The sequence below is a fragment of the Paenibacillus sp. O199 genome (assembly GCF_001636635.1).
Classification (GTDB): Bacteria; Bacillota; Bacilli; order Paenibacillales; family Paenibacillaceae; genus Paenibacillus; species Paenibacillus marchantiae.
The window spans coordinates 35,974-56,067 of record NZ_LGRP01000031.1; the positions used below are offsets into that span (position 1 = coordinate 35,974).

Annotated in this window: 17 protein-coding genes; all 17 read left to right on the forward strand. The window is 48.8% G+C overall.

Going from position 1 to position 20,094, the window contains the following annotated elements:
- Window positions 1-253: 253 nt before the first annotated feature.
- Window positions 254-2,761: a stage II sporulation protein E gene (gene spoIIE / locus A6049_RS26995; RefSeq protein ID WP_170867968.1), complete on the forward strand. Its 2,508-nt coding sequence runs from the start codon at window positions 254-256 to the stop codon at window positions 2,759-2,761.
- An 85-nt stretch (window positions 2,762-2,846) separates the two neighbouring features.
- The gene (locus A6049_RS27000) at window positions 2,847-3,599 is read left to right on the forward strand and encodes a VWA domain-containing protein (RefSeq protein WP_063567556.1); all 753 of its coding nucleotides are present in this window, start codon (window positions 2,847-2,849) and stop codon (window positions 3,597-3,599) included.
- Window positions 3,583-4,530, forward strand: coding sequence for a serine/threonine protein kinase (locus tag A6049_RS27005; protein ID WP_024633727.1), 948 nt, complete (start codon window positions 3,583-3,585; stop codon window positions 4,528-4,530). Before A6049_RS27000 ends, A6049_RS27005 begins: the two co-directional genes overlap by 17 nt.
- 44 nt (window positions 4,531-4,574) lie before the next feature.
- Window positions 4,575-6,014: a tRNA lysidine(34) synthetase TilS gene (gene tilS / locus A6049_RS27010; RefSeq protein ID WP_063567557.1), complete on the forward strand. Its 1,440-nt coding sequence runs from the start codon at window positions 4,575-4,577 to the stop codon at window positions 6,012-6,014.
- A 53-nt stretch (window positions 6,015-6,067) separates the two neighbouring features.
- Window positions 6,068-6,607: a hypoxanthine phosphoribosyltransferase gene (hpt, locus tag A6049_RS27015; RefSeq protein ID WP_024633729.1), complete on the forward strand. Its 540-nt coding sequence runs from the start codon at window positions 6,068-6,070 to the stop codon at window positions 6,605-6,607.
- Window positions 6,608-6,708: 101 nt separating this feature from the next.
- Window positions 6,709-8,754, forward strand: coding sequence for an ATP-dependent zinc metalloprotease FtsH (ftsH, locus tag A6049_RS27020; RefSeq protein ID WP_063567558.1), 2,046 nt, complete (start codon window positions 6,709-6,711; stop codon window positions 8,752-8,754).
- Between the two features lie 298 nt (window positions 8,755-9,052).
- Window positions 9,053-9,991 carry a quinolinate synthase NadA gene (gene nadA / locus A6049_RS27025; protein ID WP_024633731.1) on the forward strand — a complete coding sequence of 313 codons (939 nt, stop codon included), beginning with the start codon at window positions 9,053-9,055 and terminating at the stop codon, window positions 9,989-9,991.
- Window positions 9,992-10,027: 36 nt separating this feature from the next.
- Complete coding sequence (gene nadB, locus A6049_RS27030) at window positions 10,028-11,647, forward strand: L-aspartate oxidase (RefSeq protein ID WP_063567559.1); 1,620 nt, start codon at window positions 10,028-10,030, stop codon at window positions 11,645-11,647.
- Window positions 11,644-12,510, forward strand: a complete 867-nt coding sequence (gene nadC / locus A6049_RS27035; RefSeq protein WP_063567560.1) for a carboxylating nicotinate-nucleotide diphosphorylase — start codon at window positions 11,644-11,646, stop codon at window positions 12,508-12,510. Before nadB ends, nadC begins: the two co-directional genes overlap by 4 nt.
- A 6-nt stretch (window positions 12,511-12,516) precedes the next feature.
- Window positions 12,517-13,287, forward strand: a complete 771-nt coding sequence (locus A6049_RS27040; RefSeq protein WP_063567561.1) for a type III pantothenate kinase — start codon at window positions 12,517-12,519, stop codon at window positions 13,285-13,287.
- A 95-nt stretch (window positions 13,288-13,382) separates the two neighbouring features.
- Window positions 13,383-14,273: an Hsp33 family molecular chaperone HslO gene (gene hslO / locus A6049_RS27045; protein WP_072735832.1), complete on the forward strand. Its 891-nt coding sequence runs from the start codon at window positions 13,383-13,385 to the stop codon at window positions 14,271-14,273.
- A gap of 24 nt (window positions 14,274-14,297) precedes the next feature.
- Complete coding sequence (locus A6049_RS27050; RefSeq protein WP_063567562.1) at window positions 14,298-15,248, forward strand: peptidyl-prolyl cis-trans isomerase; 951 nt, start codon at window positions 14,298-14,300, stop codon at window positions 15,246-15,248.
- 338 nt (window positions 15,249-15,586) lie between these two features.
- Window positions 15,587-16,525 (forward strand): cysteine synthase A, encoded by a 939-nt coding sequence (cysK, locus tag A6049_RS27055; RefSeq protein WP_063567563.1) that lies wholly within the window; start codon window positions 15,587-15,589, stop codon window positions 16,523-16,525.
- 141 nt (window positions 16,526-16,666) lie between these two features.
- Complete coding sequence (locus A6049_RS27060; protein ID WP_063567572.1) at window positions 16,667-18,238, forward strand: anthranilate synthase component I family protein; 1,572 nt, start codon at window positions 16,667-16,669, stop codon at window positions 18,236-18,238.
- A 48-nt stretch (window positions 18,239-18,286) separates the two neighbouring features.
- Window positions 18,287-18,862, forward strand: a complete 576-nt coding sequence (gene pabA, locus A6049_RS27065) for an aminodeoxychorismate/anthranilate synthase component II (RefSeq protein WP_063567564.1) — start codon at window positions 18,287-18,289, stop codon at window positions 18,860-18,862.
- Window positions 18,863-18,864: 2 nt separating this feature from the next.
- Window positions 18,865-19,749: an aminotransferase class IV gene (locus tag A6049_RS27070; RefSeq protein WP_063567565.1), complete on the forward strand. Its 885-nt coding sequence runs from the start codon at window positions 18,865-18,867 to the stop codon at window positions 19,747-19,749.
- Window positions 19,746-20,094: dihydropteroate synthase (locus tag A6049_RS27075; RefSeq protein ID WP_161490642.1), on the forward strand; the 349-nt coding region annotated here is incomplete at its 3' end. The genes A6049_RS27070 and A6049_RS27075, both read left to right, overlap by 4 nt.

Here is a 20,094-nt window from a genome sequence, read left to right on the forward strand (position 1 = left end):
AAATCGTGGCGAGGACGAAGCGCGTCCGGTTCAAAATCAGACAAGTGCCTTGTTGGCAAGGGTTGTGGCAAATGGATGAAACCACAATAAGGCCGGGGGTTTCGCACCACCGCGCCGCGTCTGTTTCTTTTGTCGTAAAGTTTTTGGACCCTACCCACCAATTGTGACAAACTACGTCTTCTATTCTATCTATAATCAGAACCATCGAGAACGAAACACGAAAATTAAATTAATCGAATGGGGTGCCTTGAGGATGATGGAAAAGTGGAATGTCATTCAATTTCCGGGAATGAAAGCTGGTAAAGGAGGTACAGAAGCTCGGGAGGAGCTGTCGGTACGTCTCAAACAGTGGATTAGCTCCCGCAAGGCCGTCCAGATCGTTGCTGCACGTAAATGGGTGCTGCTTCTTACCTTTATGGGATTTTTGCTAGGTAAGGCCATGATTCTGAATGAATTATCACCCTTTGCGATTGCTTACTTTGCGGTTATCGCCTTCATGCGCAGGGATTACATTATTCCGGTAGGGGCTGCGTTGCTGGCAGGAAGCCTCTTCGCCCCGTTTCCGGTACCTCTGATTGTTGCTTCGGAGCTCGCTATCTTCTATCTGTTGTTCAGAGGACTGGAGTCTTATGACCGCGCTGAATTATCTTATGCGCCAACGATGGTGTTTACGACTACTTTTATGGTCAAGTTATTCGCCGTCGTTATTGGGCCGTCTTTCAGCTGGTACGCCATGCTAATGCTCACGATGGATTCCGTACTCAGCTTTGTGCTTACCTTGGTTTTCATACAGGCCATACCGATCTTCACGTATCGCAAAAAAAAATTCAACCTAAAGAACGAGGAGATCCTCTGTCTGATCATCTTGCTGGCTTCCGTAATGACGGGGGCGGTGGGCTGGACGATCCAGTCCCTGTCTGTAGAGCATATGCTCTCTCGTTATCTCATTCTAATCTTCGCGCTGGTGGGCGGAGCCCCCCTCGGAGCATCGGTTGGGGTCATTACTGGTCTCATTCTGAGTTTGGCCGATATGTCGGCGGTATATCAGATGAGTCTGCTTGCTTTTGCTGGTATGCTGGCGGGTATGCTCCGGGAAGGAAAACGTGCGGCGGTTGCTCTGGGCATGCTGCTCGGTTCCTCTATTCTATCCATATACCTGGGTGGACCGGGAGATGTCATGAACTCCTTATGGGAGACATGCGCAGCCATTGTTCTGTTTATGTTAACGCCAAAAAGTATGCTGACGGCCATCTCCAAATATGTTCCTGGCACTCAGGATCACACGAAATCGCAACATGAATATGCGAAGAGAATTCGGGATGTCACCGCAGAACGGGTTACCCGCTTCTCTCAGGTATTCCGTCAGTTGTCACGCAGCTTCGATCAGATGTCCGGCGCGGGGGAGCCGGTACAGAACGAAGGCGGGATGGAACACTTCATGAATGCCGTAGCCGAAGGCACATGTTCGGGTTGCTTTAAGAAGGATCAATGCTGGGATGCGAAGTTTATTCAAACCTATAAATACATGACGGATGTGATGAGTTCCATTGAAGCCAACCCGGAGATGTCAGGCAAGCAGATTCCGGTGGAATGGAACAGGGTATGTGCGAAACCGGAGGACGTACTTGAAGTGATGCGTGCCCAGTATGGTCTGCATCAACATAACATGCAATGGAAACGTCAGATTATAGATAGTCGACAGCTGGTTGCAGAGCAATTATCAGGGGTATCCCAGGTGATGGAGGACCTGGCGAAAGAAATTCAACGGGAAAGTGAGGAGATGGTACAACAGGAGGAGCAGATTCGGGATGCGCTTGAGTCGTTGGGTCTGTCCATACATTCTATTGAAATCATTAATCTGGAAGCGGGGAATGTGGAAATTGAGATTGTTCATGCCTATACACGCGGATTTGACGAGTGCCGGAAAATAATTGCTCCGCTGATCTCGGATGTACTGGACGAGCATATTGCCGTCTTGAATGAGACCATGCTCGATCCTCGCCAAGGGCTGGCGACAGTCACCTTTGGTTCTGCCAAAACGTTCGAGATAACAACCGGTGTTGCTGCTGCCGCCAAAGGGGGAGATGTGATGTCCGGGGACAGTTTCAGCACGGTTGAACTGGGTAACGGGACCTTTGCAGTTGCGCTTAGCGATGGCATGGGCAATGGCGAACGGGCACGCATGGAGAGCAGTGCTGCGCTAAATATACTGGAGCAGTTGTTACAGTCGGGCATGGATGAGAAGCTGGCGATCAAATCGGTGAATTCCGTTCTGATGCTGCGTTCTCCTGAAGAAATGTATGCAACAGTGGATATGGCTCTGATCGATGAATATACGGCAGAGACCACGTTTATGAAAATCGGCTCGACTCCAAGTTTTATTAAACGAGGGCAGGAGGTTATTCAAGTTTCGGCAAGCAATCTGCCGATTGGCATTATCAAAGATATTGAGGTGGATCTGGTAACCGTACAGCTTCAGCCAGGGGATGTTTTAATTATGATGACAGATGGTATCTATGATGCACCGGGGTATGCCGTCAATAAAGAACTATGGATGAAGCGGCTCATTCAGGAAATTGATAGTGATGATCCTCAGGAGGTAGCAGACTGTCTGCTTGAAAGTGTTATACGTTATCAGCAACATGAGATCTATGATGATATGACTGTAATTGTAGGCAAAATAGAACATTATCGCCCGGAGTGGGCCACATTGAGAGTACCCGGAATAAGCCGGATGGAGCGTCCGCGCACTGTCAGTTAATTGCATATTCCTCTGTTTGAAGTCTCTTCATTCTGGCAATGCTAGTCATAGAGTTGGAGAGTAACCCAAAACGGAGGGATATCGGATGAAACAAATCTTGTTGATCACCGACGGTTGTTCCAATGTAGGCCCAAGTCCAGTGCTGGCTGCGGCGGAAGCGCGAGAAGAAGGAATTACGGTCAACGTGGTCGGCGTTATTGATTATGGAACCATTGGTGAGTTGGGTAGTCGGGAGATCGAGGATATTGCCAAAGCCGGAGGTGGAATTAGTCAGATCGTAGGCACAAGACAGCTTGCCCATACGATGCAGATGATGACAAGAAAAACGGTGGTTCAGACCATTCAACAGGCGGTTAATAGAGAGTTAACACAAATTCTGGGAGAGCACGAGCCGAAAACGGTAACAGACCTTGAACCGGCAAAACGTGCGCAGGTCGTTGAAGTGATGGATGATATGGCTGAGACAACACCACTTCAGGTCGTGCTTCTCATTGACGTAAGTGCCAGTATGAAGCCGAAGCTTGCTGCGGTGGAGGAAGGGATTCGCGATTTAATGCTTAGCTTGCAGGCACGTATGGGTCAGAGCCATCTTTCCGTCTTTCATTTTCCTGGGCGCCATAGCGGAGAAGAAGCTGTCATGGATATCGACTGGACAGTTGACCCGAGCCGTGTTCGTTCACTATCTGGACGTTTGCAAATGAAGGGAGCGACGCCGACAGGTCCTGCGATTCAAAGGGTGATTGATTTTTACCGTTATGGTACACTGGAGGGACAGCAGGAAATAGAAGGGAACTATCGCATTGAAAGAGAAGGGATGCTCGGTGACAACGTTGTCTGACGCCTCTTTCCCGCCAGGAACAGTCATCACAGGGAAATGGAATCGCAGCCGTTATACGATTCGGAAGCTGCTGGGCAAAGGAGCCAACGGCATCGTTTTTCTTGTCCAGCGGGGTGAGAATGGCAAACATTATGCGCTTAAAATGGGATTTGACCCAGTAGATCTGCAATCGGAAATTAATGTGCTCAAATCTTTTCAATTACAGCGTAATCATGAGGCCCTTCGGCAGAGTGGCATTCCTTCTTATCTGAAAGATGTGGATGACTACGCTATTCGTGGTCGTGATATTCCCTTTTATGTGATGCGTTACGTTCGGGGGGAGTCTTTGCACCACTTCATTCGGCGTCAGGGAACGGACTGGACACTTTTGGTTGGACTCAGACTATTGCAAAAGCTGGCTCAATTGCATCAGGCTGGATGGGTGTTTGGCGATCTCAAACCTCAAAATGTACTGGTATCGGATTATGGGCAGGTAGAACTTATCGACTATGGCGGAGTGACTTCTATCGGCCGGAGCGTCAAGCAGTTCACTGAATGGTATGATCGCGGATTCTGGAATGCAGGCAGTCGAACAGCAGACGGTACCTATGATGTGTTTGCTTTTGCGCTATTATTGATTCATGTACTTGAAGCTGATGCACTCAAAGCGCTAGCTGCAGAGGGATTACCTCAACTGCGAAGTGTAAATCAGCTCACAGCTCTCGTGGAGCGCAGCGAACGTCTCCGCCCTTTTCGAAACTGGACTATTCAGGCATTACGAGGTCAATTTCAGGATGCCGGACACGCGGCTAAGGTCTGGAAAGAGATGATGGCACGCCCTTCTCCTCTTCGTCGCCGTTCCAAGAGTACAACTCCGCGTTGGCTCAAAAATGCATTTGCCGTCTCCGTTATATTACTTATTGGGGTACTCATCTATGCACTGCGATTCTGACCTGTGAGAGTGCATATACATAACGTAAGGAATGAGGAACAGGTATGGAAGCTTTACGCTGGAACAAGCTGGTGAATAACGTGCTGGATGCAGCGGAAGAGCATCAGTTATGGGTTCCCGGGGATCGGATTGTCGTCGCAGTATCGGGCGGACCGGACTCGGTAGCTTTTTTGCATATCATGCATGAGATCAGTACCAGGCATGTCCCGCTGGAATTGATCTGCGCCCATGTACACCATGGTTTTCGGATTGAATCCGATCATGAAGCCGAGATGATGAAGGAACTTGCGCACCGACTTGGCATTGCATTTGAATGGGTGAAGGCCGACGTACCTTCTTATATGAAGCTTACCGGTCAAGGCTCTCAGGAAGCTGCGCGCAACAAGCGATATGAGTTTTTGCATGAAGTGGCTGTCAAATACGATGCGGCGAGCATTGCACTGGCCCATCATGCCGACGATCAGGCAGAGACGGTTATGCTCCATTTGCTGCGAGGAAGTGGTCTTTCCGGACTCGCTGGAATGAAGTTTAAACGGCGAGAAAAAAATGTGGAACTTATTCGTCCATGCCTTCGTATAAACAAGACAGACCTTGTAGAAGCTTGTAATACCCAGGGTTTTCTGTATTTTAATGATGAAAGCAATTCCCTGCGTAAATATCGGCGTAATGCCATTCGCTTGGATGTGCTTCCTTTTTTGGGGCAATATAATGGACAGTTGACGCCGTCTTTGAATCGACTTGCCGAAATTGTAGGTGATGAAGACGATTTCATGGAACAAGGTGCATATGACGCATACAGGTGTCTAGTGCAGGCGAACGGCGGAAGGCAAACCTTTGAGGTGCCTTCCTTTTTGAAGTTACATGTCGCTTTACAACGAAGGTTGATTAAACTAATATTGAATTATCTGCCTTTGGACAGTGATTTTGTCGACTTTACCCGTATTGAGACCATTCGCCGCAAGGTAATTCAGCCTGACGCGACGACCTGGAGCCTGGATATAGGACAGACACTCGCCTGCACCCGGGAGTATGATCTGATCTCTTTCGGCATACGGACTGACGTACAGGATCAATCTTACGAATATCGTCTTGCTCAATGGAGCGGAACTTATGAGCTTTCTCTCGCGGAAATCGACCGGCATGTTCGGATCGTTCCGATGAGTCCCGAGGACTATCATGTACCGGAATCGGCGGATCATGCCGCATTTGATGCGGATCAACTGCTTATGCCGCTGGTTGTGCGTTCAAGGTTACCTGGAGATACCATGAAAGTGATGGGATTAAACGGAAGCAAAAAGGTGAAAAATATTTTCATCGATGAGAAAATTCCCCCATCTGTCCGTTCACGGGTTCCCGTGGTATGTGATGGAGCAGGCAATGTCATCTGGTTACCGGGTGTTCGCCGGTCTAGTGTAGCTCCTGTCAGGGAGGATACTTCCGCAATCCTGTACATGACTGTAGGCGATTCAGCGATTCAGGGGTAGTGGTTATGGTTCAGGTAAGGCTTTCATATGTATAACTTAGGAGGTTCGCACAGTTGCAGAACGACATTCAGGAAGTATTGATCAGTGAAGAAGAAATTCAGAGTAAAATCAAGGAATTAGGCGCAACAATAAGTGCCGAATATGCAAATCGCAATCCTTTGGTCATTTGTGTGCTCAAGGGTGCGTTTATATTTATGGCTGATTTGGTTAAGAACATTACGGTACCTGTTGAGATGGATTTCATGGCAGTATCGAGTTATGGCGCTTCCACCAAATCATCAGGCGTTGTTAAAATCATTAAGGATCTGGATGAATCCGTCGAGGGACGCGAGGTTCTGATTGTAGAGGATATTATTGATAGTGGACTCACGCTCAGTTATCTGATCGAACTCTTGCAGAACCGCGGTGCTGAATCCGTCCGTGTGGTTACGCTATTTGACAAGCCTTCAGGTCGCAAAGTCGAACTTGAAGCTCATTACACCGGCTTTGACATTCCGGACGCATTCATCGTTGGCTATGGTTTGGATTATGCCGAGAAGTACCGGAACCTCCCTTACATCGGGATTCTGAAACCGGAAGTTTACAGCAACTAATGCTTAAGCTAGTTCCAAGCCCATATCTGTTGGTGGCTTCTGTTGAGAAGCCATGTCGGGCTATGTTAAAATAATTAAAGTGTCTCGAGAGGAGGTAGGGGATGAATCGGTTCATCCGGAATTCTGGTTTTTATTTGATTCTTTTTTTAGTTGTGGTGGGGATAGTCCAGTTCGTCAGCAATGGCGGCGAAGCCACCGATAATCCTAGATATGATCAGTTGCGCACGGCAATCAAGGCCAACAACGTCTCTGAATTGACGGTTCAATTCAACGGTCAGACGTACCTCGTGACCGGTCAATACAGAAAGATACCTGACGGGGCCAAATCAGAAAATTTCTCAACGTATATTCCTCCTACGGATGAGGCGATTAGTGAGCTTGTAGCTGCAAGCGAAACGAACAATTTTGAATATCATCAGGAACCTATGAAAGGTGACAGCATCTGGTTGACGTTGCTGACTTCCTTTATTCCTTTGATCATTATGTTCCTGCTGTTCTTCTTCCTGTTTAATCAGGCTCAAGGCGGCGGCGGTAAAGTAATGAACTTTGGTAAAAGCCGTGCTCGTCTCTATAACGAAGAGAAGAAACGGGTTACGTTTGAAGATGTTGCGGGTGCTGACGAAGAGAAACAGGAACTGGTTGAAGTCGTGGACTTCCTCAAGGACCCTCGTAAATTCGCAGCAGTAGGTGCGCGGATTCCTAAAGGCGTATTGCTTGTAGGTCCTCCGGGTACAGGTAAAACCTTGCTCGCTCGTGCTGTTGCCGGTGAAGCGGGTGTACCATTCTTCAGTATTTCCGGTTCTGACTTCGTTGAAATGTTTGTCGGTGTCGGTGCATCTCGTGTACGTGACTTGTTTGAAAATGCGAAGAAAAACGCCCCATGTATCATCTTTATCGATGAGATCGATGCTGTAGGACGTCAGCGTGGTGCTGGTCTTGGTGGTGGTCACGACGAACGTGAACAAACACTCAACCAGTTGCTTGTTGAAATGGACGGATTCGGAGCCAATGAAGGTATTATCATCGTTGCTGCAACGAACCGTGCTGATATTCTGGACCCTGCCTTGCTGCGTCCAGGACGTTTTGACCGTCAAATCACGGTTGATCGCCCTGACGTGAGAGGTCGTGAAGCGGTTCTGAAAGTACACTCACGCAACAAACCACTCACCAAAGATGTGAAGCTGGACATTATTGCGAAGCGTACTACCGGATTCTCCGGTGCAGATTTGGAAAATCTCTTGAATGAAGCGGCATTGCTTGCGGCACGTCGTAATCGCAGAGATATTTCCATGCGTGAGGTAGACGAGGCGATTGACCGTGTTATCGTAGGTACGGAGAAGAAAAGCCGTGTCATCAGTGATCGTGAGAAACGTATCATTGCTTACCACGAAGCAGGTCACACCATTGTAGGTTACTTCCTGGAACATGCCGATATGGTACATAAAGTTACCATTATTCCGCGTGGACGCGCGGGTGGATATGTAATCATGTTGCCAAAAGAAGATCGTATGCTTGTAACCAAGCAGGAGCTGTTGGACAAAATAACGGGACTCCTTGGGGGCCGTGTTGCAGAAGAATTGTTCATTGGTGAAATTGGTACTGGCGCATACAGTGACTTCCAGCAAGCGACAGGTATTGTTCGAAGTATGGTTATGGAGTACGGTATGAGTGAGAAATTGGGTCCTATGCAATTCGGAAGTTCACAGGGACAGGTATTCCTGGGCCGTGATATTGGTCATGAACAGAATTACTCGGATTCCATCGCATATGAGATTGATCAGGAAATGCAACGCTTCATTAACGATTGTTACGAGAAATGTAAGGACTTGCTCGTAAAACATTCGAAAGAGATGCATCTGATCGCACAAACATTGCTCGAAGTGGAGACATTGGAAATGGATCAGATCAAGGAATTGATCGAGACAGGTTCCCTGACTCCAAAAAGTGAGAACAGCAATGATGGAGAAGGCACGCCTAGCGAAAGCGGAGAGGCGATCATCGACAACATCGGTGATGTACGCGTCCGTATCCAAGGCAAAGATGAAACGCCTGAGCCACCAGCCGGAGATATTCCTAACGAAGCTCCGAATCTGGACAAAGGAAACAGCAATGACCCGGATGATGGTGGAACGAAGCCAACGTCTTAATTTATAACAACCATCTGTTTATAGTGGCAGATGAACAAAGAGAGCCTTCGGGCTCTCTTTTTTTATATATTCCTTTAAATTGTATAGATAATGATAACGGGGAGCTATAGGGCGAACCACGTAGGAAATGGGCGGTTATGCCCTTGTTCTGGGGCGTTTTCATTTATTGACAGAGTCGTGAACGTTGTGTACATTAGGTGTTAAACCGCTTGTGATTCGTTTCTCAAGCGAAAATAACGACTTGGATTTGCCATATGAAACAGCGTATAAGGCTGTCCCGATAAGGAGAGGATCACAGGTGGAAGCTCTGGCTTTAGAGCGCAAGGCTGAGATGAACCGGGAGCTGCGCGAGCGGCTGATGGAGTTGAAGAAGGAACGTAATGCCATTATTCTTGCCCATTATTATCAACGTGACGAGGTACAGGAGGTCGCTGATTTCCGGGGAGATTCGTTTTTGCTGGCCCAGAAGGCGGCACAAACCGATGCGGATGTTATCGTTTTCTGCGGGGTTCATTTTATGGGTGAAAGCGCTAAAATTCTTGCCCCTAACAAAACGGTTATCATCCCCGACGAGCGTGCAGGCTGCCCAATGGCAGACATGGTGAACGTTGAAGGCTTACGTAAATTGAAAGCACAGCACCCGAATGCCAAAGTTGTAACGTACATCAATTCTTCAGCTGAGATCAAGGCAGAGACCGACATCTGTTGTACATCGGCCAATGCTGTCAGAGTCATTCAATCTGTTGATTCCGATGAAATCATCTGGGTACCGGATAAAAATCTGGGACATTATGTGCAACAACATACAGACAAGAAAATGATTATCTGGGAAGGTTACTGCAATACCCATGATATGCTGACGGTCAAAGACGTGGTTGAGATGAGAGCGAAGCATCCAAATGCCGAGTTCGTTGTTCACCCGGAATGTCGTCCTGAGGTTGTAGAGATGGGTGACTTCGTAGGTAGCACAACCGCCATTCTGGAATATTGTAAGAATTCGTCCGCTAAAGAATTTATCGTAGGTACCGAGGATGGTACAGGATACCAACTGCGTCTCGATAGCCCGGATAAACAATTCCACTTTGCTACCAAGTTCCTCGTATGCCCGAACATGAAGGTCAACAACTTGAAAAAGCTGGTTAAATGTCTGGAAACGATGAAGCCGCAAATTTACGTACCGCCAGCGGTTGCCGACAAAGCCAGAGAATCACTAGAGCGCATGTTACTGGTGAAGTAGCATGCGCTACTCTTGCTCCAAGACAGGTGAAATAACATGATACCGCAATATTTAGTGGATTTTGATCTGTCCGCGCTGCCGATGGTGGAGACGGATGTGCTGGTTATTGGTTCGGGCATTGCTGGTTTGTTTACTGCGATCAAGGCGAGTGAACAACGCAGTGTGTTGATGATCACGAAGAAGTCGTTACTGGATAGTAACACCCGGTATGCGCAGGGAGGAATCGCTGCGGTTATTGCTGAGGATGATTCACCTGCCTACCATTTGCAGGATACACTTGTTGCAGGAGCGGGATTATGCCGCTCCGAAGCAGTCGAAGCATTGGTGAACGAGGGCCCGGACGGAGTGAAAGAACTGATTCGACTGGGTACTTTGTTTGATCTGGAGAACGGCGAGTTGGCGTTGACGCAGGAAGGTGCGCACAGCCACCGCCGTATTTTGCATGCCAATGGGGATGCAACGGGATATGAGATTGTGCGTGCACTGGCTGCACAGGCGAATGAACATCCGGGGATTGAAGTGTGGGATGAGCATTTTGTCATTGACCTGATTACAGAGCAGGGAGAATGTGTAGGTGCGCTGGTTCAGAAGGCTGACGGCTCACAAGTATTTGTGAAGGCAGAGGCAACCGTACTATGCTCTGGCGGAGCTGGACAATTGTATCGATATACGACTAATCCGGAAGTGGCTACAGCAGATGGTGTGGCGATGGCCTATCGTGCCGGGGCAGTTGTCCGGGACATGGAGTTTATTCAATTTCACCCGACCTCCCTTTGTTATCCGGGAGCACCACGTTTCCTGGTGTCCGAGGCGGTACGTGGCGAAGGAGCCTATTTGCGTAATGTGAAAGGCGAGCGCTTCATGGAACGGTATCATGCACAGCTTGAACTGGCACCACGTGATATCGTCGCGCGGGCAATTGTCAGTGAGATGGAATCGACAAACAGCACCTTTGTATATTTGGATATCACTCATGAATCGGCGGAGATGATTAAGCATCGGTTTCCTACTATTTATGAGACCTGTATGCGATACGGACTGGATATGACCACAGACTGGATTCCGGTTGCTCCTGCTGCACATTACATGATGGGCGGAGTGAAGACGGATCTCAGTGGGGAGAGCAGCATTGGCCGGTTATTTGCCTGCGGTGAGGTATCTTCTACTGGAGTACATGGAGCCAATCGCCTGGCGAGCAACTCTCTGTCTGAAGCAATCGTATTTGGCCGGAGAATCGTGGATCGTATTCAATCCCTTCCTCCGCTTGCTTCACTCCAGACAAATATTCCCACATTAACAACTATTCGCAGGATCATAAAGGAAGAGCAGAAGCCGGTGTCCGAAAGACGCTTGCGTCTGCAAAAAATGATGGTGCGTCAAGTGGGGCTGCGCCGGAATGGCGCTAACCTGCAAGCAGCAATAGAGAAACTGCAACAAGAACTGCAATTTTTTGATCAGAAGTTTACTCACAAAGAAGAGATGGAATATGCCAACCTTTTGACCTGTGCCTGGTTGGTTACCACTGGAGCATTACACCGCGAGGAAAGTCGGGGAGCCCACTACCGTGAGGATTTCCCGCAGCGTGACGATGCCGTATGGCAGAAGCATAGTCTGCAGCAGCGAGAACAAGCGATTGTGGAGGAATTGATGTCATGATACTGAACGGATATAATGAAGGACTCATCGAATCAATCAAAAACTGGCTTCGTGAGGATGTTGGTGCAGGGGATGTCACAACAAATGTGACGATTCCCGCTGGCAGTCAGTCCAAGGCCGTTATACATGCCAAAGACAATGGAATCATTGCAGGAATTACGGTAGCAGAACTCGTGTTTCAGGTAGTGGATCCTGGTCTTGCGTTCACACCAATGGTAAAAGACGGTGATGCAGTTACGCATGGTACGATTCTGGCTGAGGTAGAAGGAAGCACACATAGCTTGCTGACAGGAGAGCGTCTGGCTCTTAACCTGCTTCAGCGCATGTCTGGTATCGCTACCCGTACACGTACTTATGTTGACGCGCTGGAAGGCCTTTCTACACGACTGGTCGATACTCGTAAAACAACACCGGGACACCGCTTGCTTGAAAAATATGCAGTGCGGGTTGGTGGCGGAGCAAATCATCGGTTCGGTCTCTATGATGCCGTCATGATTAAGGATAACCACATCAAGGGCGCAGGCGGGATCACTGAAGCGGTACAGCGTGCGCGAGCCGTCATTCCGCATACAATGACCATTGAATTAGAGACCGAAAACATGGAACAGGTCAGAGAAGCCTTGCAGGCTGGGTCAGATATCATTATGCTGGATAACATGCACCCAGATCGGATGCGTGAGGCCGTCGCTCTTATTCGTGAGCAGGCTCCGCATGTGAAAGTTGAGGCATCGGGCAACGTCTCGCTAAATACCATTCGTGGTATTGCAGAGAGCGGAGTGGATGTAATTTCAGTTGGCAGGTTAACCTACTCTTTTGAGAGCCTGGATATCAGCCTGGATTTAAACGAAAAGAAAGAGGGGTGAACCTCTTTGATTCTTGTGGTAGACGTGGGCAACAGCAATATCGTACTCGGCGTGTATCAAGGCCGGGAGTTGCTCCACCATTTTCGCCTGAGTACATCCCGGCAGTCGACAGTGGATGAATACGGCGTATTGATTTATAATTTATTTCATATGTCGGGGATTTCAACACGCGACATTGAAGGTGTGATCATCTCATCCGTGGTTCCACCACTAGTGAATGTGATTGAAGCCATGTGTGAGAAATACGTATGCAAAAAACCGCTACTCGTTGGGCCTGGTATTCGAACCGGCCTGAACCTGCGGTATGAGAATCCTCGTGAAGTTGGCGCGGATCGCATTGTTAATGCAGTAGCAGCCGTTGAGAAGTATGGCGGCCCTCTCGTTGTGGTCGATTTTGGTACAGCGACTACATTTGACTGTATTGACGAGAAAGGAAATTATCTGGGCGGGGCTATCGTACCCGGCATCCATATTGCAACCGAAGCACTCTATGAACGAGCGTCCAAGCTACCTCGTATTGAATTGGAGAAGCCCAAGAAAGTCATTGGTCGCAACACCATTCATGCGATGCAGGCCGGCATTATATTTGGTTATGCAGGACAGGTGGACGGCATTGTGGAGCGTATTCGCGAGGAAATGGGAGCCAAGCCTAGAGTCATTGCAACCGGAGGCCTTGCCAAGCTGATTGCAGAAGAAACACGCAGCATCGATGAAGTGGATCCGCTGCTTACGCTTGAAGGGCTGCGTATCGTTTATGAGCGGAACCGGGAAAGGTAAGAACAGAGACGGCAAACAGCGGGCTGAGGTTACAGTCTTATATGTTATGCCGTTTTTTCTATAACTGGCGATTACGCCAAAGGAGGCTGAATGACTTGGAAAACAACAACAAACAAGACCGGTTAATTCGCGGTACAGCAATGAACGGACGGGTTAGGGCCTTTGCTGTTCAAACGACGGAACTGGTTGAGGAATTGCGCAGAAGACATGATACGTTTCCCACGGCTACAGCAGCTATGGGGCGTACGGTTACAGCAGCATCCATTATGGGGGCTATGCTTAAGGGAGAAGAGAAGCTGACAATTCAAGTCAAAGGCGACGGCCCCATTGGACAGATTGTTGCCGATGCTAATGCGAAGGGTGAAGTTCGTGGCTATGTAAGCAATCCGCATGTACATCTGCCGAGCAACAGTATGGGCAAACTGGACGTTGCTGGCGCAGTCGGAACAGAGGGATTCGTGAACGTAACGAAGGATTTGGGGCTGAAAGAGCCTTATCGCGGCAGTGTGCCGATTATTTCAGGGGAACTTGGCGAAGACTTTACGTACTATTTTGCCAAATCGGAGCAGACGCCTTCTGCTGTAGGCGTTGGTGTACTAGTGGATACCGATAATTCGGTTATTGTAGCCGGTGGATTCATTGTACAGTTGCTTCCAGGTTTGATGGATGATGAGATTACGGTGATTGAAAATGCCATTGGTACAATGCCGCCAGTGACGTCTCTGTTGGCTGAGGGGCTTGAACTGGAAGCACTGCTTCGTCGCGTACTGCCTGATGTACAGGTCATGGACGAAATGGATATTCATTTCCACTGTGAGTGTTCACGTGAGCGGGTAGAGAAAACGTTGATCAGTCTGGGTCAATCCGAAATGGAACAATTGATTGAGGAAGAAGGCCAGGCTGAAGTGGTCTGCCAATTCTGCAATGAGGCTTACGATTTCAACAAGGAACAACTTGAAACCATCCTAGAGCAAGCCAAGAACTGATTTTATGCGGGGACGGGACGCGGAATGACAAGACAGGAAAAAGGGTTATGGACGGCTGTAATTGTCTTGACGCTTGGAATGCTGGTGATGGGTTCGGTTATGGTTGTGCAAGGCTTACGAAATGGACGTGAAGGAGCAGATTCGCCTCAGGATACCAATCAAGAAGAGGGAAATGCGGTAGCAACGATCAATGGGGAGGTCATCACCGACAAGGAATGGACCGAGGCATTGAAACGGCGCTATGGCAGTGAATTGCTGCTCCAGATGCTCAATCGTAAAGCTGTATATGCAGAAGCGCTCGATCGTAATCTGACGGTGACTCCCAAAGAAATTGCGAAGGAACTTGCCGCGGCCATGGATGGATATGATTCGGAGAAGGCATATTTTGACGAGATGCAGTCCCAACTGGGTTTATCCAGGCAAGATCTTGAGTTGGAGGCAGGATACCGACTTCTGCTTGAGAAAATCGCGACGAGCGGTATACAGATCAAGGATGCAGATATTGAGCATTATTGGAACGAACACCATGAAGACTATGTTTCCCCAGAAAAATATGATCTGTCTATCATTGTATTGAAGGAAGAGGAACAGGCTGAATCAGTCCTGGATGCGCTCGACAAGGGAGCAGACTTTGAAGAAACCGCGCGTAATGAATCGACGGACACTTACTCCCGTGATGCGGGTGGTCGTCTGGGATGGGTTGAGCAGAACGATCCGTTTCAGTCCGAAGCGATCCTCAAACTTGCAGCTCAACTGGACGTTGGCGATATTGCAGGGCCGGTGAAGGTGGAAGAAGGATACGCCATCATTAAAATGAATGACAAACAAGAGCGTCAGGTGCAACCTGCAGAAGAGGTTCGCGAAGAAATTCGGATGCAGCTTGCTCTCAGCCAGGCTGATCCCCTGCCCCAGGTGGAGGAAAGGCTGCGGAGCAAGTATGAAGCTGTCATCATCGCTGAAATTCCGGCATCCTGATTATCCTGCAAACGAATGTCCTACTGCATCTTGATAAAAATACTCTGTCTACGGCCTTAGGGCCCAGGGCGGAGTATTTTTTTGAGTACTCATATTGACAATAGGGTGTAACGTTGATAAGATAAAAATAATCAAAAACCTACTCATTTACTCGGAATAAAACCATTTATATGAACAAAGAAATCTTCGAAAACCCAGGTTCTGTCCGATTTATTGCAGACGGAATGAACTCAGGCGGATTTCCGAAGTTCTTCTATAACATCTAGAGGCTGCTCGGCCACACATGTATATGGCAACAGGACTTAAGTAGTATTCATCCCACTAAGGAGGGCATTCATATGGCTAAAGTAGTTAATAACGTAACAGAACTTATCGGAGGTACTCCGCTTGTTCGTCTGAACCGTATCGTACCTGAAGGCAGTGCTGAAGTATTCGTGAAACTGGAATACCAGAATCCAGGTTCAAGCGTCAAAGACCGTATCGCGATTAGCATCGTGGAAGAAGCGGAAAAAGAAGGCAAGCTGAAACCGGGTGATACCATCATCGAAGCAACAAGTGGTAACACAGGAATTGGACTGGCTATGGTGGCTGCAGCCAAAGGCTATAAGTCTGTTATTGTTATGCCGGAAACGATGAGCATGGAGCGTCGTAACCTGCTTCGCGCCTATGGAGCTGAGCTTGTGCTCACACCGGGAGCCGAAGGTATGAATGGTGCAGTTAAAAAAGCTGAGGAATTGCTTAAGGAAAATCCATCTTATTTCATGGCTGAGCAATTTAAAAATAAAGCTAACGTGAAGATCCACCGTGAAACGACTGGCCCTGAGATTGTTGAAGCCATTCAATCTGTAGGCGGTACGTTGGATGCTTTCGTTGCAGGAATCGGTACAGGCGGAACGATTACAGGTACAGGTGAAGTATTGAAGGAATCATACCCTGGGATTAAAATCGTTGCCGTTGAACCGGCAGCTTCGCCAATCTTGGCAGGTGGCAAACCGGGTCCTCACAAAATTCAAGGGATCGGTGCTAACTTTATTCCTGAGATTCTTGATCAGGAAATCTATGACGAGATCATTCACATCGAGAATGATGATGCGTTCGAGACGGCTCGTCAGGTAGCGAAGGAAGAAGGTATTTTATCCGGTATTTCTTCCGGTGCAGCCATCCGCGCAGGTCTGCAAGTGGCTAAACAGTTGGGTGCAGGCAAACGCGTTGTCGTGATCGTGCCAAGTAACGGCGAACGTTACCTCAGTACGCCACTTTACAACTTCGAAGCTTAAGCTTAACTAGTGATGAAACAAATCCTCCTTGCCCGCATGCCGGGTGTGGAGGATTTTTTGCTGAATGCTTTTAAAAGCAGCGGCGCTTTAGTATACTATCAGACAATAGAACTAGCGACAGATGGAGGGCGGCAAACCGCAATGACACACCTGATGACAACATACGCCGACTGGATAGAGTGGGCCGGAAAAGGTTGGACCATGATGCCGTATATGATTAAGTCGGATAAGGGACCGTATCATGGCGGTTTACCGTTAACGTGGGAAGCAGCCTGGCAGCAGGCGTCACCCTATGCAATGGTGTTGGAGAATGGTAAAGGCGGAAGGTATACCTTTCTGGGATTAAACCCGGTATCCGTTATCTCCGGAAAGGGCAACGAAGCTGTTATTCATGATCTTATTCAAGGCAGTACCCGAACGGACGGTGGTAAACCACTTGAAGTATTAAAAAGGTGGGCTGCGCCATACAAGGCACCAAAGGTGAGCGGGGCTCCAGACTTTGGTGGTGGATGTGCAGGCTATCTAAGCTATGACGTAGCCAGATCCCTGGAAAAGCTGCCAACCTTGGCAGAAGATAACCCGGCACTTCCGGATTATTGGTGGATGCGATTTGAAGAAATATGGGCGTATGATCATGAACAGCAGGCGCTGTTCTGCATGGTTCATCTGGCTGTACAGCCGGATCAGGATGAAGCTCAGCTTCGCAAGCTGTACGCAGAAGCAGAAGAGCGAGCAGCAGCCATGCAGCAGCGATGGCTGCATATTCTGGGCTTTGCCCAGGCGGAAGAGCAGCAGCAGGCATTGGAGCATCGCCATAGCCACATTCATCTCACTGCGCAATCAGCGGATTCGGAGCGGGAAACGGAAGGATGGCACACCTCCTTTCCTCAAGAGGACTTTGAGCAGGCGGTACGTACAGTGCAGGAATATATCCGGCAGGGGGATGTGTTTCAAGTGAATCTGTCCTTGCGGCAGGAAAAATGTCTCAAGTCCAGTGCAGAGCACATCTATGAATGGCTTCGTCTAGTAAATCCCTCTCCCTACATGGGATTGCTGCGTAGTCCGGATTTCCAACTGGTGAGCGGTTCGCCTGAATTGCTAGTCAAAGTGGATCATGGCAAGGTGAGTGCTCGTCCGATCGCAGGAACAAGGAGAAGAGGCCGGGATGAAGCTGAGGATGAGTTGATGGCCGCTGAGCTGCTGAACAGTGAGAAGGAGCGGGCAGAGCATATTATGCTGGTCGATCTGGAGCGGAATGATATCGGACGAATTGCAGCTTATGGATCAGTGCATGTGCCTGAACTGATGACGATCGAGAAGTATTCGCATGTTATGCATCTGGTGTCTCAAGTTGAGGGAACGCTGGCCGAGGGACTATCCGTATTTGATGTAATCGCAGCGACGTTCCCAGGTGGAACGATTACGGGTGCACCCAAAGTTCGCACCATGGAAATCATTGAAGAACTGGAGCCTGTGCGTCGTGGACCGTATACAGGTTCGATTGGGTGGCTGGACTACAGTGGCAATATGGAATTGAACATCATCATTCGTACACTTTCCATTAAAGATGGAGTGGGATATGTACAGGCAGGAGCAGGTATCGTTATTGACTCCGATCCATATCGGGAATATAAGGAGTGCCGGAACAAAGCAAGAGCCATGATGAGGGCTGTGAATTACAGCGAGGAAGCTGAAGCCGTTAAATTAAAATAATCAAGCAGCCGTCCCCTGTGTGGACGGAAGAACAGGAGGAACAACGATATGATACTGGTTATCGACAATTATGATTCCTTCACGTACAACCTGGTTCAATATCTGGGTGAACTGGGGGAGACGGTGGAAGTTCGCCGTAACGATGAAATTGATCTGGCAGGCATCGAGGCATTGGCACCTGATCATATTTTGATCTCACCCGGTCCTTGTACTCCGAATGAGGCCGGCATTAGTCTGGCGGTCATTGATCAATTCAAGGGTAGTATTCCGATCTTTGGCGTATGTCTGGGACATCAGGCGATTGGACAGGCTTTCGGAGGCAATGTTATTCGTGCGGACCGCATGATGCATGGCAAAACATCGGAGATGCACCATAACGGAACATCCGTATTTACCGGATTACCATCTCCCTTTACGGCAACGCGGTATCACTCTCTGATCGTGGAGCGCAGCAGTCTGCCAGATTGTCTGGAGATTACGGCCGAGACGGCGGAAGGCGAGATTATGGGCTTGCGTCACAAGGAATATGCGATTGAAGGTGTTCAGTTCCATCCCGAATCCATCATTACGGATCACGGTCATCAAATGCTACGTAACTTCCTGTCTCAGCAGGTAAAGGTATAGAGATGAAATATGCCGCGATAAACGGAGAATTGGTCAATATGGCGGCAGCCGTGGTTCCGGTGACGGATCACGGCTTTTTGTACGGACTCGGATTGTTCGAGACGTTTCGAACGTATCAGGGAGTTCCTTTTCTGCTGGAACGTCATTTGGAGCGGATGGCTGCAGGGTGTCGTGAACTGGGCATTCCTTTCACAGCAACAGCAGCGGAGGTAACGGAATGGATCAAAAGTGTGCTGCTTGCTAACGTACTCCAGGATGCCTATGTGCGATATACGGTATCTGCGGGCGAAGCCCCGCTGGGGCTACCTTCGGGGGATTATGTGAAACCCAATCATATCGTATTGGCAAAAGCACTACCTGGACCCTCTCCATCTCTATATGAAAATGGTAAAATGCTTCAACGTCTGTCGACGCCCCGTAACACGCCTGAAGGAGAAGTGCGGTTCAAATCGCTGCATTACATGAACAGCATCTTGGCGAAACGGGAACTGAACGGATACGGGCAGCATGTACAAAGTGCGGAAGGTCTGCAATTAACTCGAGATGGCTACATAGCTGAGGGGATTGTCAGCAATGTGTTCTGGGTGAGACAGGGCGTACTCTACACGCCTTCACTTGCGACTGGCATTTTGCCGGGAATCACCAGAGCCGTTGTACTGGAGCTTGCAGTTCACCAAGGAATACCTTGCCAGGAAGGATTGTTCCCTTGGGGGGAGCTGTTACAGGCAGATGAGATCTTTTTGACAGGCTCTGTTGCTGAACTCGTTCCAGTTACTACATTGCGGGATGAGGATGGAACGGAAACGGTAATCAGCAGCGGACATATAGGCCCGGTTACAGAAGTACTTCTGGGTATGTACCGGCAGAAAGCGGGGTATACTTCATGACACTTACACCAGTCATCTATGAACGGAATTATGCGTGGGGTCCAGCAGAGCTAAAACTTGGCACACGTACACTTATTATGGGCATTCTGAATGTCACACCGGACTCCTTCTCGGATGGGGGACGTTATACCAATGTGGAGCGTGCGGTGGCTCACGCCATTCAGATGATGGAAGATGGCGCGGATCTCATTGATATTGGCGGGGAATCTACACGTCCAGGTTCCGATATCGTTGGCGCTGATGAAGAGCTCAGCCGGATCATTCCGGTCATTGAAGCACTGCGGCAGCAGGCTCCACATATTCCGATATCGGTAGACACCTATAAAGCGGATGTCGCTCGCCAGG

Bases quoted from the DNA above. Each gene is read 5' to 3' on its own strand.
- tilS (WP_063567557.1), top strand. From the start codon at position 4,575: ATGGAAGCTTTACGCTGGAACAAGCTGGTGAATAACGTGCTGGATGCA.
- ftsH (WP_063567558.1), top strand. From the start codon at position 6,709: ATGAATCGGTTCATCCGGAATTCTGGTTTTTATTTGATTCTTTTTTTA.
- spoIIE (WP_170867968.1), top strand. From the start codon at position 254: ATGATGGAAAAGTGGAATGTCATTCAATTTCCGGGAATGAAAGCTGGT.
- A6049_RS27060 (WP_063567572.1), top strand. From the start codon at position 16,667: ATGACACACCTGATGACAACATACGCCGACTGGATAGAGTGGGCCGGA.
- cysK (WP_063567563.1), top strand. From the start codon at position 15,587: ATGGCTAAAGTAGTTAATAACGTAACAGAACTTATCGGAGGTACTCCG.
- A6049_RS27000 (WP_063567556.1), top strand. From the start codon at position 2,847: ATGAAACAAATCTTGTTGATCACCGACGGTTGTTCCAATGTAGGCCCA.
- nadC (WP_063567560.1), top strand. From the start codon at position 11,644: ATGATACTGAACGGATATAATGAAGGACTCATCGAATCAATCAAAAAC.
- A6049_RS27070 (WP_063567565.1), top strand. From the start codon at position 18,865: ATGAAATATGCCGCGATAAACGGAGAATTGGTCAATATGGCGGCAGCC.
- A6049_RS27050 (WP_063567562.1), top strand. From the start codon at position 14,298: ATGACAAGACAGGAAAAAGGGTTATGGACGGCTGTAATTGTCTTGACG.
- pabA (WP_063567564.1), top strand. From the start codon at position 18,287: ATGATACTGGTTATCGACAATTATGATTCCTTCACGTACAACCTGGTT.
- nadB (WP_063567559.1), top strand. From the start codon at position 10,028: ATGATACCGCAATATTTAGTGGATTTTGATCTGTCCGCGCTGCCGATG.